General features: G+C 56.4%; 11 protein-coding genes. All 11 read left to right on the forward strand.

What is annotated here, in order from left to right; translation table 11 throughout:
- The first annotated feature begins 190 nt into the window (after nt 1-190).
- The 11 genes from GF423_RS07715 to GF423_RS07765 all read left to right on the forward strand — a co-directional run bounded on the left by GF423_RS07715 (nt 191) and on the right by GF423_RS07765 (nt 16,678).
- Nucleotides 191-1,555: a TolC family protein gene (locus GF423_RS07715; protein ID WP_206113166.1), complete on the forward strand. Its 1,365-nt coding sequence runs from the start codon at nt 191-193 to the stop codon at nt 1,553-1,555.
- 46 nt (nt 1,556-1,601) lie between these two features.
- Nucleotides 1,602-2,960, forward strand: coding sequence for an efflux RND transporter periplasmic adaptor subunit (locus tag GF423_RS07720; protein ID WP_154327802.1), 1,359 nt, complete (start codon nt 1,602-1,604; stop codon nt 2,958-2,960).
- Between the two features lie 64 nt (nt 2,961-3,024).
- On the forward strand, nt 3,025-3,783 hold the full coding sequence (locus GF423_RS07725; protein WP_154329014.1) for an ABC transporter ATP-binding protein: 759 nt from the start codon (nt 3,025-3,027) through the stop codon (nt 3,781-3,783).
- Nucleotides 3,784-3,823: 40 nt separating this feature from the next.
- Nucleotides 3,824-5,047, forward strand: a complete 1,224-nt coding sequence (locus GF423_RS07730) for an ABC transporter permease (protein WP_154327803.1) — start codon at nt 3,824-3,826, stop codon at nt 5,045-5,047.
- Between the two features lie 85 nt (nt 5,048-5,132).
- Complete coding sequence (locus GF423_RS07735; RefSeq protein WP_235911695.1) at nt 5,133-6,215, forward strand: sensor histidine kinase; 1,083 nt, start codon at nt 5,133-5,135, stop codon at nt 6,213-6,215.
- Nucleotides 6,190-6,900, forward strand: a complete 711-nt coding sequence (locus GF423_RS07740) for a LytR/AlgR family response regulator transcription factor (RefSeq protein WP_154327805.1) — start codon at nt 6,190-6,192, stop codon at nt 6,898-6,900. Before GF423_RS07735 ends, GF423_RS07740 begins: the two co-directional genes overlap by 26 nt.
- A 143-nt stretch (nt 6,901-7,043) precedes the next feature.
- Nucleotides 7,044-8,048: a DUF4339 domain-containing protein gene (locus GF423_RS07745; protein ID WP_154327806.1), complete on the forward strand. Its 1,005-nt coding sequence runs from the start codon at nt 7,044-7,046 to the stop codon at nt 8,046-8,048.
- Nucleotides 8,032-8,505, forward strand: a complete 474-nt coding sequence (locus tag GF423_RS07750) for a hypothetical protein (protein WP_154327807.1) — start codon at nt 8,032-8,034, stop codon at nt 8,503-8,505. The genes GF423_RS07745 and GF423_RS07750 overlap by 17 nt, the downstream gene beginning before the upstream one ends.
- Before the next feature lie 481 nt (nt 8,506-8,986).
- Nucleotides 8,987-10,951, forward strand: coding sequence for a site-specific DNA-methyltransferase (locus tag GF423_RS07755; RefSeq protein WP_154327808.1), 1,965 nt, complete (start codon nt 8,987-8,989; stop codon nt 10,949-10,951).
- Complete coding sequence (locus GF423_RS07760) at nt 10,941-13,832, forward strand: DEAD/DEAH box helicase family protein (protein ID WP_154327809.1); 2,892 nt, start codon at nt 10,941-10,943, stop codon at nt 13,830-13,832. Before GF423_RS07755 ends, GF423_RS07760 begins: the two co-directional genes overlap by 11 nt.
- Before the next feature lie 293 nt (nt 13,833-14,125).
- Complete coding sequence (locus GF423_RS07765; protein WP_206113167.1) at nt 14,126-16,678, forward strand: leucine-rich repeat domain-containing protein; 2,553 nt, start codon at nt 14,126-14,128, stop codon at nt 16,676-16,678.
- The last annotated feature ends 56 nt before the right edge of the window (nt 16,679-16,734 follow it).

The raw sequence follows: 16,734 nt of genomic DNA on the forward strand, positions 1-16,734 counted from the left end.
GGGCCTACACACGCGAGTGCAAAGGGTCCTTGCGCCTGCTTTTTTTTGCACCCTCGGCCGGGGCGCAGGCCCAAAAAAGATTAATCGAGGAAAAAACCTATTATTTCTACACAAACGTGGTTGCGGTCGATTGCTTTTGTGCTGCAATGTGAATATGTTTTACATTTGCGTCGATAAAAACAAGAAGGTTATGAATATCACCCAAGCAATCATCGCTGCCGCCCTGCTGCTGCCGGCCCAAATCCAAGCAGCCGACACGCTGCAAACCACCGTGGCCGCCAAACCGGCGAGCTGGACGCTGCGCAGCTGCATCGACTATGCCAAGCAGAACAACGTGACAGTGAGGAAAAACAAAGTGAACGCTCAGAGCGCCCGCCTCGACCTGGCCAATGCCAAGGCCGGCCGCCTGCCCACCGTGTCGGCCTCCACAAGCCAGCAGGGCAGCTACGCCCCGTTTCGCAAGACTTCGGCCGTGGTCAATGGCAGCCAGGTGATGTCGACGGGAAGCAAGTGGACCTACAGCGGCAACTACGGCCTCGAGGCCTCGATGCCTGTCTTCGACGGCGGCACGACCAAAAACAACATCAAGCTGGCCGAAATCAACACTCAGATTGCCGACCTCACCGCCGATGCCTCGATGCTCACCATCGAGGAGCAAATTACCAACCTCTATGTGCAGATACTCTATGCCAAAGAGACGGTGCGCGAGGACGAGGAGCAAATCAAGCTCTCTGAAACCAACCTGGCCCGCACCCAGGAGTTTTATCGCAATGGCTTGCTGGCCCAGGCCGACGTGAGCCAAATCGAGTCGCAGCTGGCTACCGACCGCTACCAGAAGGTGGCCGACGAGACCACCCTCAACCAGTACCGCCTACAGCTCAAGCAGCTGCTCGAGATAAGCGACGACGAGAACTTCGATATCGCCACGACAAGCATCGACGGCGATGTGCTGGCCATGTTGCCCGCCACGAGTCAGGTGTACAACACCGCTCTCGCGCTCCGCCCCGAGATACAGGCCGGCAAGCTGGCCATGCAGAAGAGCGACCTCGATGTGAAGATTGCCAAGGCTGCCTGGTACCCCACCGTGAGGCTCAATGCAGGCTTGAACGCGACCAACATGAGCGGCAACGGCAACTTGATGACACAGCTCAAGCAGAACTGGAACAACTTTGTGGGCGTGAGCGTGAGCATCCCCATCTACGACGGCGGCAAGACCAAAAACAATATTGCCAAGGCCCAGTTGGAGAAACAGAGCTACTATCTCGACCTGCTCGAGACGCAGAAGTCGTTGTGGAACACCATCGACACCTATCGCATGAACGCCTACAACGCCCAGCAGCGCTATGTGGCCGCCAAGGAGAATGCCAACTATGCCCGCACGAGCTATGAGCTCACCAGCGAGCAATACCGCCTGGGGCTGAAAAATATACTGGAGCTCACAACCGGCAAGACCAACCTGGCCACTGCCAACCAGAAAATGCTGCAGGCCAAGTACACCGAGCTGCTCAATGCCGCCATGCTGAAATACTACATGGGCGATACTATCAATCTATAAGGAGGCCGCACGGCACCAAGTGAAGAAACAAAAAAAGCACAAGATAATGGAAGAGAAAAAGAAAGCTACAATCAAGAAGGCAGTCGTCGTTGCAGTGGTGGCTCTCGCCGTCGTTGCAGTCGCCGCAGTGCTGCTGGGAGGCAAAAAAGACAAAAATGCAGTGCGCCTTGAGACCGCCAAGGTCGAGAAAGACAGCATCTCGGCCAGTGTCACCGCCACCGGTACCGTCGAGGCCGTGACCTCGGTCGATGTGGGTACCCAGGTGTCGGGCATCGTGACCAAGCTCTATGTCGACTACAACAGCGTGGTCAAGAAGGGGCAGGTGATTGCCGAGCTCGACAAGTCCAACCTGCAAAGCCAGCTCAACACGGCGCAGGAGAACCTGGGCAAGGCCCGTGCCGAGGTGCAGAGCCAGCAGGCCAACGTGAGGCAGCAGCGCGCCGCACTGCAGAGTGCACAGGCCAGCTTAAACTACCAGAAGAGCAACTACAACCGCTACTCCACACTCTACCGCAAGGGGCTGGTGAGTGCCAACGACTATGAGAACGCCCGCCTCACCTATCAGCAGGCCGCCAAGCAGGTGGCTCAATGCCAGCAGCAGGTGGCCAGCGCCCAGACCCAGGTGGCCAGCGCCGAGACCCAGGTGGGCACTGCGCAAGAAGGCGTGAAGCAGGCTCAGACCAACCTGGGCTACGCCACCATCACCGCTCCCATCGACGGCGTTGTCATCTCCAAGTCGGTCGAGGAAGGCCAGACTGTGGCCTCGGCCTACAGCACCCCCACGCTGGTCACCATTGCCAAAGACCTGCGCGACATGCAGGTGGTGGCCGACGTCGACGAGGCCGACATAGGCAACGTGAAAGAGGGACAGCGCTGCCAGTTTACCGTCGATGCCTTCCCCGACGACGTGTTTACCGGCACGGTCAAGCAAGTGCGCCAAAATGCCACCACAACCAACAATGTGGTGACCTACGAGGTCGTGATCACCGCCCCCAACCAAGACCTCAAGCTCAAGCCCGGCCTCACGGCCAACGTCACCATCTTCACCCTCGAGCGCGGCAACGTGGCCTGCGTGCCCAGCAAGGCACTGCGTTTCACCCCCACACCCGAGGTCGTGGGCAAGAACTACAAGATAGGCACCGCCCGCGGCGAGCACGTGGTGTGGACCCTCGAGGGCAACAAGCTGGTGCCTCACAGTGTGGTAACAGGCACAAGCGACGGTTCGCACACCGAGATATTGAGCGGCATCGAGCTGGGTGCCACTGTAGTGGTCGATGTGGCCGCCACCGAGCAGGACGACAACGACGAGAGCAGCGACGGCCAGGACAACGCCTCGCCCTTCCAGCCCAAGCGCCCTGGCAGCGACAAGAAGAAAACCTCGGGCGCCGGCTCCAAAGCCGCGTGAGGGCAACGTGGCAGTGTCAATACACACATATACGCACACACACACATTTAAAAATGTAGATATGATGCAAGAAGCAACAACCAAACCGGTAATCGAGCTCGACGGCCTGCGCCGCAACTTCAAGGTGGGCGGCGAGACGGTGCACGCGCTGCGCGGCGTGTCGTTCACCATTGGCGAGGGCGAGTTTGTGACCATCATGGGCACCTCGGGCTCGGGCAAGTCGACCCTGCTCAACATACTGGGATGCCTCGACAAGCCCACCAGCGGCGAGTACAAGCTCGACGGCGTGCCCGTGCGCACCATGAGCAAGAACCAGCTGGCCAGCCTGCGCAACCACAAGATAGGCTTTGTGTTTCAGAACTACAACCTGTTGCCCAAGACCACCGCTGTGCTCAACGTGGAGCTGCCGCTCATGTACAACGCACGGGTGAGCGCCCGCGAGCGCCGCGAGCGCGCCGTGGCCGCCCTCGAGCGCGTGGGCCTGGGCAACCGCCTGGAGCACATGAGCAACCAGATGAGCGGTGGCCAGATGCAGCGAGTGGCCATCGCCCGAGCCCTGGTCAACGAGCCGGCCGTGGTGCTCGCCGACGAGGCCACCGGCAATCTCGACACCCGCACCTCGTTTGAGATACTGGTGCTCTTCCAGGAGCTGCACGCCGAGGGGCGCACCATCATCTTTGTGACCCACAACCCCGAGATAGCGCAGTACTCGAGCCGCAACATCATCCTGCGCGACGGCAAGATACGTGCCGATGTGGTCAACGACCACATCATGTCGGCCGCCGAGAAGCTGGCCACGCTGCCAGTCAACGACGACGACTGAGCACTCCACAGTTCCCCATTTTTTTACTCTCACGACAACAATGAATTTTTTCAATCTATTCAGAATAGCGCTCAAGGCCATCGCGGCCAACAAGATGCGGTCGTTTCTCACCATGCTGGGCATCATCATCGGCGTGGGCTCGGTCATCACCATGCTGGCCATAGGCCAGGGCTCCAAGGTGAGCATCCAGAAGCAGATCGCCGAGATGGGCTCCAACATGATCATGATACACCCTGGCGAGGACAAGGGCCCCGGCGGCGCACGCCAGAGTGCCGACGACATGCAGACCCTCACCCTGCAAGACTACCAGAACATCGTCGACCAGAACAAGTATCTGGCAGCCGTGAGCCCCAACGTGAGTGCCAGCGGCCAGGTCATCTTCGGCAACAACAACTACCAGACGAGCGTGACCGGTGTGAGCCGCGACTACCTGGAAATACGCCAGCTCACGGTCGAGCAGGGCGACATGTTTACCGATGCCGACATCAAGTCGAGCGCCAAGGTGTGCGTCATAGGGCAGACCATTGTCGACAACCTCTTTGCCCAGGGTGCCGACCCCATAGGGCAGGTCATCAGGTTCGACAAGATCCCCATGCGCGTGGTGGGCGTGCTCAAGAAAAGGGGCTACAACTCGATGGGCATGGACCAGGACGACATCATCCTGGCACCCTACACCACCGTGATGAAGCGCATGCTGGCCCAGACCTACCTCTCGGGCATCTATGCCAGCGCCATCAAGGAGAGCATGACCGACCTGGCCATTGCCGACATCACATCGATACTGCGAGCCGACCACAAGCTCAAGGCCGATGCCGACGACGACTTCAACATACGCTCGCAAGAGGAGATGAGCCAAATGATGAACTCTACCACGAGCATGATGACCACACTGTTGGCCGCCGTGGCCGGCATTGCCCTGGTGGTGGGCGGCATTGGCATCATGAACATCATGTATGTGTCGGTCACCGAGCGCACCCGCGAGATAGGCTTGCGCATGAGTGTGGGTGCCCGGGGCGTCGACATCCTGGCCCAGTTTCTCATCGAGTCGGTGCTCATCAGCATCACCGGCGGCCTCATCGGCGTGGTGATGGGCGTGGGGGCTGCCGTGGCGGTGAAAACCATTGTTCACTGGCCCATCAGCATCGAGCCGTGGACCATTGTGCTCTCGTTCACCGTGTGCACCTTCATAGGGGTGTTCTTCGGGTGGTATCCTGCCAAAAAAGCTGCCAATCTCGACCCCATCGAGGCCATACGCTACGAGTAGCCATGGGTAAAAAAGTTGATGCTCCCCCGCTGAATATCAACTAAAAAATATTAACTTTGCAATGAGCGATAACGACCGAAAAACAATGAAGCGTAGAGAACTGCTTATACACATCTTGTGCTGGGGCATCGTCTTGTTTTTGCCCCTGGTGTTCTTTCGCCCCAACGACACCTGGGAGTTGCGCATGAGCCACTGGTTGCGCTCCCTGGGCGGCACGCTGAGCTACATGATCATTTTCTATGCCAACTATGTGTGGCTGGTGCCTAAGCTCTACTTCAAGCACCAGCGCGGCCTCTATGTCGTGGCCAACTTGATTCTTGTTGCTCTGGCCATAGGCTTGTCGGTGGGATGGTGGCAGGTGCTGGGCCGCATCCTGCCCGACGAGATGCCCAGCCATTTCATGTCGAGCCAGCCACGCCCCCACATGGGGCCTCCCAAGTGGAACATGCTGTTTCAAAGTGCCCTCATGGCTGTGCTGGTGGCTGCACTGGCTCTGGCTGTGAGCATGGGCCAGCGGTGGCAGCACATCGAGGAGACACGTCGCGAGGCCGAGAAGGCCAAGAGCGAGGCTGAGTTGAGCAACCTGCGCAACCAGCTCAACCCTCACTTCCTGCTCAACACGCTCAACAACATTTATGCCCTCATTGCCTTTGCCCCCGAGAAGGCCCAGACGGCCGTCGAGCAGCTGAGCAAGCTGCTGCGGCACGTGCTCTACGAGAACGAGCAGAATTATGTGCCACTCTACAAGGAGGTGGCGTTTATGAAAAACTATATCGAGCTCATGCGCATCCGCGTGACCAGCAATGTGAAGGTCGACACCGATATCACCATCGCCGACGACGATGCCACCCCCATAGCCCCGCTCATCTTCATCTCGCTCATCGAGAATGCCTTCAAGCACGGCATCTCGCCCAACGGCCACGGCTTCATCTGTGTGAAGATGAGTCACGACAACAACACCATCACCTGCGAGATAAGCAACAGCAATTGGCCCAAGCGCGCCAACGACAAGAGCGGCTCGGGCATAGGGCTGCAGCAGGTGCAGAAGCGTCTCGACCTCATGTATCCCGGCCAGTACTCCTGGCACAAGGGCACAACAAGCGACAACACCGAGTATTACAGCAACATAACAATATATCGACATGACTCTCAATTGTGCAATAGTTGACGATGAGCCCCTGGCAGTGGAACTGCTGGTGAGCTATGTGGCCAAGATCCCGTTTATGAACCTGGCTGGCAAGTACTCCAACGCCATCGATGCGATGAAGGGCTTGAGCGAGCATCCCGTCGACGTGATCTTTCTCGACATCCAGATGCCCGACCTCAACGGCCTGGAGCTGTCTAAGATGCTGCCCGCCACCACGCGCATCGTCTTCACCACAGCCTTCCAGCAATATGCGGTCGACAGCTACCGCCTCAACGCGCTCGATTTCTTGATGAAGCCCATATCCTATGTCGACTTTCTCGAAGCCTGCAGCAAGGCTTTGCAGTGGTTCAAGCTCACTCGCCACACCGAGAAAACCGACAAGCAAGAGGAAATGAAGAGCATCTTTGTCAAGAGCGAGTACAAGCTGCTGCAGATCGATCTCGACAAGATAAAATACATCGAGGGCCTGAAGGACTATGTGAAAATCTATACCGAAGACTCGCCACACCCCATACTCTCGCTCATGAACATGAAGGCCATGGAGCAGTTGCTGCCCTCGTCACGGTTTATACGCGTGCACCGCTCCTTCATTGTGCAGAAGAGCAAAATACGCGAGATCGACCGCAACCGCATTGTCTTTGGCGACGTCTACATCCCCATAGGCGACAGCTACAAGCAGGCCTTCCTCGACTTCATCCAGAAGTGAGCCCCAGGTCACGCGAAAAATAAAGGTGGCCTCAAGTGTTGTTTTTTATGAGATATATGTTTACTTTTGGCGCCGCAAGTTGTGGAAGCAGCTAAAATAGAAGTAAACACATATATATATCAACTTAACACTTGTATTGAGTTATGAAATATTTCATTGTGAAAGATGGCACGCGGCAAGGTCCCTACACCGTCGAGGAACTTGCCATGCAGCGCCTGAGCCCCGACACGCTGGTATGGACCCGTGGCATGCCCGACTGGGCCGAAGCCCAGACGGTGCCCGAGCTCTCGGGCGCTATCGACCATGACGTGCCCGACGTTCCCGGTGCCGACACTCCGCAAGCCCCCATAGGCGAGATGGCCCCGCCGCCGCTGCCTGGCGACGACGAGATGCAGCCGCAAGAGCCCTACAGTGGCGCGCAGCAGCAACAGTATGGTGGCGGCATGCAGCCTGAGCCCACAACCCCCGTCAACGGCAATTACATGCAGGCCGCCGAGCCCAAGAAGAAAAGCTCGCGCGGGTGGATTGTTGCCCTCGTGGCGCTGGTCGTGCTGGCTGTGCTCGTGATCAGCAAGCCCAGCCGCAGCTCTCACCTCGATGCGATAGACCGTGCCTGCTACGACTACTTGAGCGAGAGTGTAGACAGCAGCATCGTGGGTGGCATCCCCGTCATGAGCGACGGCGTGAAGAACCTGGCCGGCAGCTTCATTGGCGAGGTGGTGGAGCAGCATTTCGAGCTCCACGACCGCCTGCTGTGGAATGTGGGCAAGTTCACCTATGGCGGCAAGGAGAAAACCGTGAGCGTGGGCATCCTGGGGCACGTGTTCACCTTCGACAAGGACGATGTGGCACAAGCCGTGCGCAAGTATGCCGAGGAGCATCGCAGCACCACCGCCACCGACGCCGCCAGCGACGCTGCCGTGCAGGCCATGAAGGGCGCTGTCGATGCAGCCCGCCAGGCTGTCGACGCTGTGGTGTCGCAGGTCGACTCGTCGCAGGTCAGCCAGAAGCTCGACTCGGCAGCCAACCAGGCTGTCGACAAGGTGGCCTCCAAAGCCGCCGACGAGGCCAAGCAGGCTGCCGAGGGTATTGTCGACAAGATTATCGACGAGATTGAAAACCTCTTAGGCAATGGAAACGACAAGTAGCAACAACCGCCTGGCGTGGATAGCTGCACTGCTGTGCTGCCTCATCGTGCTGGCCACCTTGTGCCTCTCACGCCCCAGCCGCAACGAGCAGCTCGAGGCCGTGAACCAGGCCGGCCGCGCCTATGTGAGCGCCCGCATCGACAGCCTGGGCCTCGACAGTGTGCCCGTCATGGGCAACATCATGAGCGAGGGCGCCAAGTGGATAGGCAACGAGGCCATGCAGAGCTACCTCGACAGCAACTTCACCTTCCACGACTACTACTTGTGGACCACCGGCACCCTCACGCTGCGCAACGGGCAGCAGCGCCGCGTGGCCGTGGGCCTGCTTGGGCACACCTGGGTGAGCGACAAGGCCGAGATAGGCACCGCCATGGTCGAGGCCATGCAAGAGAGTGCCGGCAGCAAGCTGAGCGGCATCGTGAGCACCCTGCTCCGGGCCCTCCTCCTGCAGCCCTGACGCCCCCCAGCCCGCCATCACACACTATACTGAGAGGTTGTGTCGTAATAAAGTTTTACGGCACAGCCTCTTTTCTTCCCACCTTGCTGTTGGTAGATTTTTCTTTTGAATTAAGGAGGAAAAAACAGAGAAGGGAAGATTGAAAATTGGTATTTTTTGTATCTTTGTCTCTACAAAGTCCTTGTCCCGCACACGGGCAAGGACAACGACATTGTGGATCTTAGCGTTTGCTATTTATTCAAAACGTTCAGGAAACTTGGCGGTGGAAAGAACAAATCAGGAATAAAGAGCGAATGCCCGCGATATGCGTGGGCGTTTGGCTTGTCTTGATTTGTAGGTTTCCGCCAAGTACCTCTGAACGTGGACGAGTACATTCGCCCACGTTCTGCATTTTCTTATATGTGCAATGGGGTGCTTGCAGAAACCACGTTTGGTAGAATAAAGTGCACACGCATTAATAACTAATTACACTATTAATGCAATGACAAAGACTTTATTGGAACAACTGCCCGAGATAGCGCGTGAGGGTAGGGCCGAGGCCCAGCGCGTGCTGGGGCGGCTCGACAGCGGCACGCGCATAGGCTTGCAAACCAACGAAATCGTGTTGCCGTGCAAAGACACCTCGGGCATCTTCAGCGGCCAGCAACCCAAATTGCCTAATGCCTACAACCAGGCCGTGGGCGCAGCCCAGTGGATGAACCGCCTTATTTATGGCGACAACCTGCTCACCCTGCAAGCCTTGCTTGCCGGCGACCCCGACAGCGGTCTGCCCTCGCTGCGCGGCAAGGTGGACTTGATCTACATCGACCCACCCTTCGACTCCAAGGCCGACTACCGAACCAAAATAAATCTGCCTGGGGTGAGCCTTGACCAGAAACCAACGGTGATAGAGCAATTTGCCTATGCCGATACATGGAAAGAAGGAACCGTTTCTTATCTCAGGATGATGTATCCGCGGCTGGTGTTGATGCGCGAGCTGCTTTCTGAAAAAGGAAGCATCTATGTCCACATCGATTGGCATGTGAGTGCCTATGTTAAGACAATAATGGATGATATTTTCGGAAAAGAAAAATTAATCAATGAAATAGTGTGGAACAAAGGCTTTAGGGGTACAGAATCAAAAAGAATATTTCAACATGCACATGATACTATTTTGTTTTATGCAAAAGGAAATGAAATCGTCTGGAATCAGCAGTATCAACCATATAAGGATCAAAGTATGGGAAGATACAATCAAATTGATGAACATGGTAATTCATATGCCTTAATAAAGCGAACAAGAACTGATGGAAGCGTTTACTATGGTAGGACATATCCTAACCAAGAAGGTAAAAAAATAAATGATGTAATATCTCATGTGCCAACAATGGCATCTACCAATCGTGAAAGGGTGGGATATGATACACAGAAGCCAGAAGATTTGATTTCTATTTTTGTAAAGGCGAGCAGTAATGAGGGCGACTTGGTGTGTGACTTCTTTGGGGGTAGCGGCACCACGGCGGCAGTGGCCGAGAGACTGGGACGGCGGTGGATAACGGGCGACATAGGCAAGCCGGCCTCGCTCATCATGCGCAAGCGGCTCATCGACCAGGACGTGAAGCCCTTCCTATATCAGAGCATAGGCGACTATCAGAAGGAGGCCTTCCGCAACAACCGCCTGGTGAAGCGCATAGGCGACTTGAGCCAAATCGTGCTGGGCCTGTATGGTGCGCTGCCCTTTACAGCCGAGCAATGTGCCGACCGCAACTTTGGCTACGTCAAGGGCTCCAGGACACTCGTTATGGCCGACAGCCCCAACCGTCTCACCACAGCCTCTACCATAAGACGGGCTGTAGAGGCCAAGGCCTCGCTGCTGGGTGGCGACTGGCAGAAGGTGGTGGTGCTGGGCTGGAACTTTGCCTTCGATATCTCGCAGGCCATTCAGCAATATAAAGACAGCAATGTTGAGGTGCTCGTTATCCCGCCCGACTTGATGGACAAGCTTTCCAAGAAAGGCTACGACAAGCTCATTCGCGACAAGGCCGTGCGGTTCTCCTCACTGCAATATCTTGTAGTAAAGCCCATTGAGGTGAACACGTGCGACGGGAAGGACGAAATCACGGTCACGCTCGACAACTATGTCCTGCTTTCGCCCGACAATATCCCGCTCGACGAGAAAGACAAGCTCAAGCTACAAGTGCTCATGAGCGATGACCCGCTCTCGCTTATCGAGTACTGGAGCATCGATCCCGACTATGACGGCATCACCTTCCGCTCTACCTGGCAAGACTATCGCGAGAATACCAGCAACGACAACGATGCGTTGCATTGTGTGTACAGCACTTGCTTGACGGTGCCCCACCTCGACGACCGCCGCGTGTGTGTGAAAGCCGTCGATGTGTTTGGCTTTGAAAGCCAAGTCGTACTCACTGTGAAAAATAAGGAGGAACTCAACAATGGCAATTAACTCAAGCAACATCTCGATAGAGCTGGCCCACCGCTTGACCGATGTGACAGCCAAGGCCTGGGCCGACGGCACGATGCTGGCCCAAGTCACCCCCATCACTGCCCACCTGCTGAACTACTGGTTTGGCGAGGCACGTTGCGACCAGCGCACACTCAACTTCCACGAGGGGCAGCGACAGGCCATCCTCAATGTCATCTATCTGCACGAGGTGCTCAGGTCGACGACGGTACTCGACCACTACACCAAGATAACCCCTGATCTTGTTGACCAGCTCGACCATGTCCAGCTGGCACAGTCCAAATACAGGATACCAAAGTATGCTGTGAAGATGGCTACCGGCACGGGCAAGACCTGGGTGATGCATGCCCTCATCTTGTGGCAAATGCTCAATGCCTTGCACGAGGCAGAGCCGTCGGGGCGATACACTCGCAATTTCTTGATAGTGGCTCCAGGGCTCATCGTGTATGAGCGGCTCAAGGATGCCTTCTGTGGCAGCATGAGGCCAGGAGATGGCACGCGCGACTTCACAACCAACGACTATTGCAGAAATCAAGATCTCTTTATTCCCGAGATGTACCGCAACGAGGTGTTGTCGTTCATTCAAAACAATATTGTGACCAAGGAAGACGGCATAGGTCGCAAGGTGACGGGGAACGGGATCATAGCGCTCACCAATTGGCATTTGTTTGAAAACGAGTTTGACGCGCATGGCGACGAAGCCAGTGCCTGCGATGCGCCGGCCATTGTAGCCGACTTGCTGCCCTTGCGACCTGGCAAGGCGGCAGGCAACGACCTCAATACCATCGACGGCAGGGTGCTGGGCGGTACCGAGCTCGACTATCTTGCAAGTCTCGACGACATCATGGTGATCAACGATGAGGCCCATCACATACATGAGCTCAAGCGCAATGGCGAGGTCGAAGAAGTGGAGTGGCAGAAGGGGCTCAATGCCATAGCCTCGCCCAAGGGCGATCGATTCATGCAAGTGGATTTCTCGGCAACACCTTTCGACACACGTGGCTCGGGTAGAAACCAGGTGAAGTGCTATTTCCCGCACATTGTGGTTGATTTCGACTTGCCCACAGCTATGCGCATGGGACTGGTGAAAACCTTGCTGATTGATCGCCGGCAAGAGCTCACCGATCTGCCCAGGCTTGATTACCGAGCCCAGCGTGTAAGAGGACGGGTAACAGGGTTATGCAACGGCCAGCGTGTCATGCTCAGGGCTGGACTCACCAAACTGCGCAAGCTGGAAAGAGATTTTACTGAAATCGACGAGAGGAAAAATCCTAAAATGCTTGTTGTGTGCGAGGATACCCAAGTTTCGCCCTATGTGGTCGATTTCTTGATAGGCGAGGGGCTCGACAATGCCGATGTGCTGCGCATCGACAGCGATGCAAAAGGCAACGTCGTGGAAAAGGAGTGGAAAGAAGTGGAGACACGACTTTTTGACATTGACCGCCACAAGAGCCCCAAAGTCATCGTCTCGGTGCTCATGCTGCGTGAGGGATTTGACGTGAACAATATATGCGTCATTGTGCCCCTGCGTGCTTCTGACGCTCCCATCTTGCTTGAGCAGACAATAGGGCGTGGCTTGCGATTGATGTGGCGCGAGCCTGAATACAGCAGCATTAAGCTTGAAGACCGCAAGCGTGTGCTTGTGCAGCACGGGGACCCGTCTACCTATATCGACATGCTTTCGATCATTGAGCATCCCGCATTTCTCGAGTTCTATAAAGACTTGCTTGACAACGGACTTGCCGGCATTGATGGCGGCGATGTGGCTACGGGCGGCTCCACGGGCGACATCATGCGTGTAGGCTTGAAGCCCGACTATGCACAATACGACATGGCCTGGCCGGTGATATTGCGCGAGGCCGACGAGGAACTGTGCGAGGCCGAGGTCGACATCAACCAGCTGGCTAAGTTTACTGCCTTTCCCATCGATACACTGCGCACTTTTCTTGCTACCGAGGGAGAAACCTTTATATCGCAAGAAATCACAACTCAAACGCAGTTTGGCCGCTACAAGGTGGATGCCAACTTGTTTACAGCTGAAAGTTACAGTGAGTATCTACAAAAGATTTTGCACATTGTCACTCAGCGCATGGATCGTCAGCGTCGCAACGGAGGTTTCCCGATGCTTCAGGTCTACGGAGCGCGCATTGTGGGCGCAATCGATGCCTACATTCGCACGCGACTCTTTGGTAAGCCATTCGACCCGTTCAACGGTAACGATTGGAAAATACTTTTGGCCAAAGATGGCATAGTTACACAGCACATTGTCAAAGAACTGGCTCGTGCGATATTTAGCTTGCAAGAGTCTACCACAACGATACAAGCCGAGGTGCATCAAGTTGCTTTCTCCACGATTCAAGTATTGCGCATGCGTGAAAGCTGCTCTCAACCGTTGCAAAAGACCATATATGAGCGCACGCCATTCCCTTCTCACGGAGGAGGTCTCGAGGAGGCTTTTGAGCAATTTTTGGATAAAGACGCATGTGTAGAGGCCTTCTTGAAAATCAGTGAAACGCAGCACACTTTTGCCATAATCAATTATATACGCGACGATGGCATGCTTGCCGTTTATCATCCCGATTTTATTGTGCGCACACACGACTATGTTTATGTTGTTGAAACTAAAGGCAGCGACAAAATAAACGACAAGAATGTGAGGTTGAAGCAGAAGGCAACGTTGCAATGGCTCAAGCGCATCAATGCCCTCGATGCCGAAAGTCGCATGAACAGGCAGTGGCAGTACTTGTTGCTGGGTGAAAATACATATTATTCATTTGCTAGTGGAGGCGCTAACCTTCAGGATATAGCCCAGCGTTGCAAGGTGTCGCTTTCTGAAGTCACTGGCAATCTCTTTGAAGAGTGAGGCATAGGTTGTTGACTACTTCACAGCCCTGACGCCCCCGCCCGGGCTCCGCATCAACTCATACACGGCGGGCTGGCACTGCATTAATGCAGCGCCAGCCCGCTAATAATTTTTTTTTTTGTTGTGCTGTGTAAAAAAATATAAGGAAATGTGGGAATATAGCAACATTTTGTTATCTTTGCGATGTCTCATCACCCTATTTGAGCATTATCCCTTGACAACAATGCAGCAGATCGGGAATGCCTTCTGCTCGAGAGAATAAACCAAAGTTAAATCAAAAAAAATCAAACTGCATGATGAAAAAACAAACCCTGATTTCACTACTGCTGGTGTCGCTGTGCTGCTTGAGTGCACACAGCCAGGCTACACGCAACCCGCTGGCGGCGGTGGCCGAGTACAACCTCATGGCCGACGGCACCTTTGCCACAGGCGACAAGCTGGCTCCCCAGGGCGCCTACTTCAAGTGGGCCGACCTGCCCAACGTGACTGTGCCCGCGGGCTACCACATCCCCACCCAGGAAGAGCTGCTTGTGATCTCGGGCATCTACCCGCCCGACCAAACCAGCAAGAGCCCTTATCCCGACCTGAGCTACCGCATCGATCGCACGGGCGAGGAGACCGTGACTCTTGACGGCACTACCATGACGCTCAACGCCCACTACTATGGCACGGGCGACTATGCTTGCTACGCCCTGCGCTTTATGGGCGGCGACAACAAGTATCTCTCGGCCTATCGCTGGGAACCTGTGTTTACCGACGACGATACCAACCAAACCAAAATCAAGGGGCTCAAGGTCACCTGCCGCCTGCTGGGGGCAGCCGGAGCCGGTCTCGACGTGAAGGAGCTGGCCAAGAGCGACTACTGGACCACTGGCAACCAGGCCGATGTGGTGCGTTACTTCCCGGCCAGCGGCTATGGCAACTACACCGACGACGGCACCGTGATGGACGTGAACTCGCGTGGCCGCTACTGGTCGACCACACCCCGCAACGAGACGGCGACTGGCGCCTGGGGCTTCGGCTTTGACGCCGACTTTGTGATGGTCTATCCCTGGGTGGCTACCTCGCGCTACTGCCTGCGCTGCTTCAAGGACTACACCGCCGTGCCCGACACCACGGTCACCGATGCCCCCATTGCCCTGGAGTTTGACAAGGAGAACCTCGATGTGTACATGACGATGACCGGCCCTGCAACCGCACAGGTGGACTTCGGCGACGGGCAGCGCACCACCGTCGACCTCACGCAAAGCCAAGGCGTGATTGCCGGCACCGTCAAGGGCTCGAAACTTGCTGTCTATGCCCAGGGAGTGACTGGCTTCAAGGCCACAAGCCAGAAGATAAAAACGGCTAAAATCGCCTCTATGCCCATGCTCGAAGACCTGCAGCTGGGCTTCAACAAGATTTCGGAGATATCGCTTGGCGACATGCCCAAGCTCACGACCCTCAACCTGGTGAACAACCGCATCACGGCCATCGACCTGAGCAAGTGCCCCAAGTTGCACTATGTGTCGCTGGGCAAGAACTACGGCCTTGCGCAGCTCAAGCTCGACGGCCTGAGCCAGCTCACCGACCTGCACGTGGGCTCCACCCAGCTCACCAGCCTCGACCTGACGCCCACGCCCAACCTTGCCGTGCTCGATGTGGCCAGCGCCAAGGGCATCGCCAGTCTCGACTTGAGCAAGGTGCCCGGCCTTGTCGAGCTGTTTGCCAGCCAGACCAATCTCGCCCAGCTCGACATCACGCACAACCCGCAATTGCGCCGCATCAACGTGGCTGGCAGCTCCTCGCTCACGACTATCACCTTCTCCTCGCTCAAGGCCCTGCAAGGCTGCTTCCTGTCGAAGACTGCACTGCCCAAGGCCCAGCTCGATGCCCTGCTGGCCGCGCTGCCCGACGTGAACAACTTGGCCGTGCTGGCCGAGGAGCGCTTGTGGAAGAAGCAACTTGAGGTGGCCGACATCCCCGACGTCAAGGCCAAGCTTGTCGACCTCTCGGGAGCAAAAGCCAAGGGGTGGAAAATCGACGAGTACAACGAGGCTTGGTCGGTAGCCCCCGCCAGCCCCTGCCTCGCCATGACTACCGGCATTCCCGTGGGCGACCAAATCGCATTCAAGGTCGAGAACTACTACGACCCCTTCTGGGTAGACTGGGGCAACTGGTGGAGCAGCTTTGTGCAGGCCAAGCCCTACACGGTGAAGCATGCCGTGCGCCAGAGCGACATCGCCTACTACTCGCGCGGCCTCATGACGCTCGACTGCAGCGGCCAGCAGCTCACCCGCCTGTCGCTGCCCGACAACGACCAGACCTATAGCGTCGATGCCTCGGGCAATGAGCTCACTGAGTTCTCGATCGCACCTGTCAACTCGCTCGTGACCATCGACCTGCGCAACAACAAGCTCGATGCCGAGACGCTCAATGCCGTGTTTGCCAACCTGAGAAACCTGGCCGATATCGTCTACCCCTTCAAGACGGCCAGCCAAGACAACTTCCCCGAGAGTGAGAACTATGGCAAGATCTTCGTCGAGGGCAATCCTGGCGCATCCAGCTGCAACGTTGCCGCCGCCACTGCCAAGGGCTATGTGGTCGACGTCGTGCCCTCGGCCGTGACGCAAGTGAGCAGCCACGCCCAGTTGCGCATTGCCTACAATCCTGCCACAGGCACTGTCGACATTGCCGGCCTTGAGGCTGGGCAGCCTGTCGACATCTACAACATGTGGGGCGGCAACGTGCTACACGCCCAGACCACTGCCTCGACGGCAACGCAGCACATCGACGTCACTGGCCTTGCTCCGGGCGTCTACATCTTGACCGCTGCCGGCCGCTCTCTCAAGCTCGCCCTCAAGTAAACCCGTCAAGCCCGCACATCAGCCTACCACCGGGGAGGTGCGCCGCACATTGCGGC

The organism is Sodaliphilus pleomorphus (assembly GCF_009676955.1).
Taxonomy (GTDB): Bacteria; Bacteroidota; Bacteroidia; order Bacteroidales; family Muribaculaceae; genus Sodaliphilus; species Sodaliphilus pleomorphus.

Bases quoted from the DNA above. Each gene is read 5' to 3' on its own strand.
- GF423_RS07715 (WP_206113166.1), top strand. From the start codon at position 191: ATGAATATCACCCAAGCAATCATCGCTGCCGCCCTGCTGCTGCCGGCC.
- GF423_RS07720 (WP_154327802.1), top strand. From the start codon at position 1,602: ATGGAAGAGAAAAAGAAAGCTACAATCAAGAAGGCAGTCGTCGTTGCA.
- GF423_RS07725 (WP_154329014.1), top strand. From the start codon at position 3,025: ATGCAAGAAGCAACAACCAAACCGGTAATCGAGCTCGACGGCCTGCGC.
- GF423_RS07730 (WP_154327803.1), top strand. From the start codon at position 3,824: ATGAATTTTTTCAATCTATTCAGAATAGCGCTCAAGGCCATCGCGGCC.
- GF423_RS07735 (WP_235911695.1), top strand. From the start codon at position 5,133: ATGAAGCGTAGAGAACTGCTTATACACATCTTGTGCTGGGGCATCGTC.
- GF423_RS07740 (WP_154327805.1), top strand. From the start codon at position 6,190: ATGACTCTCAATTGTGCAATAGTTGACGATGAGCCCCTGGCAGTGGAA.
- GF423_RS07745 (WP_154327806.1), top strand. From the start codon at position 7,044: ATGAAATATTTCATTGTGAAAGATGGCACGCGGCAAGGTCCCTACACC.
- GF423_RS07750 (WP_154327807.1), top strand. From the start codon at position 8,032: ATGGAAACGACAAGTAGCAACAACCGCCTGGCGTGGATAGCTGCACTG.
- GF423_RS07755 (WP_154327808.1), top strand. From the start codon at position 8,987: ATGACAAAGACTTTATTGGAACAACTGCCCGAGATAGCGCGTGAGGGT.
- GF423_RS07760 (WP_154327809.1), top strand. From the start codon at position 10,941: ATGGCAATTAACTCAAGCAACATCTCGATAGAGCTGGCCCACCGCTTG.
- GF423_RS07765 (WP_206113167.1), top strand. From the start codon at position 14,126: ATGATGAAAAAACAAACCCTGATTTCACTACTGCTGGTGTCGCTGTGC.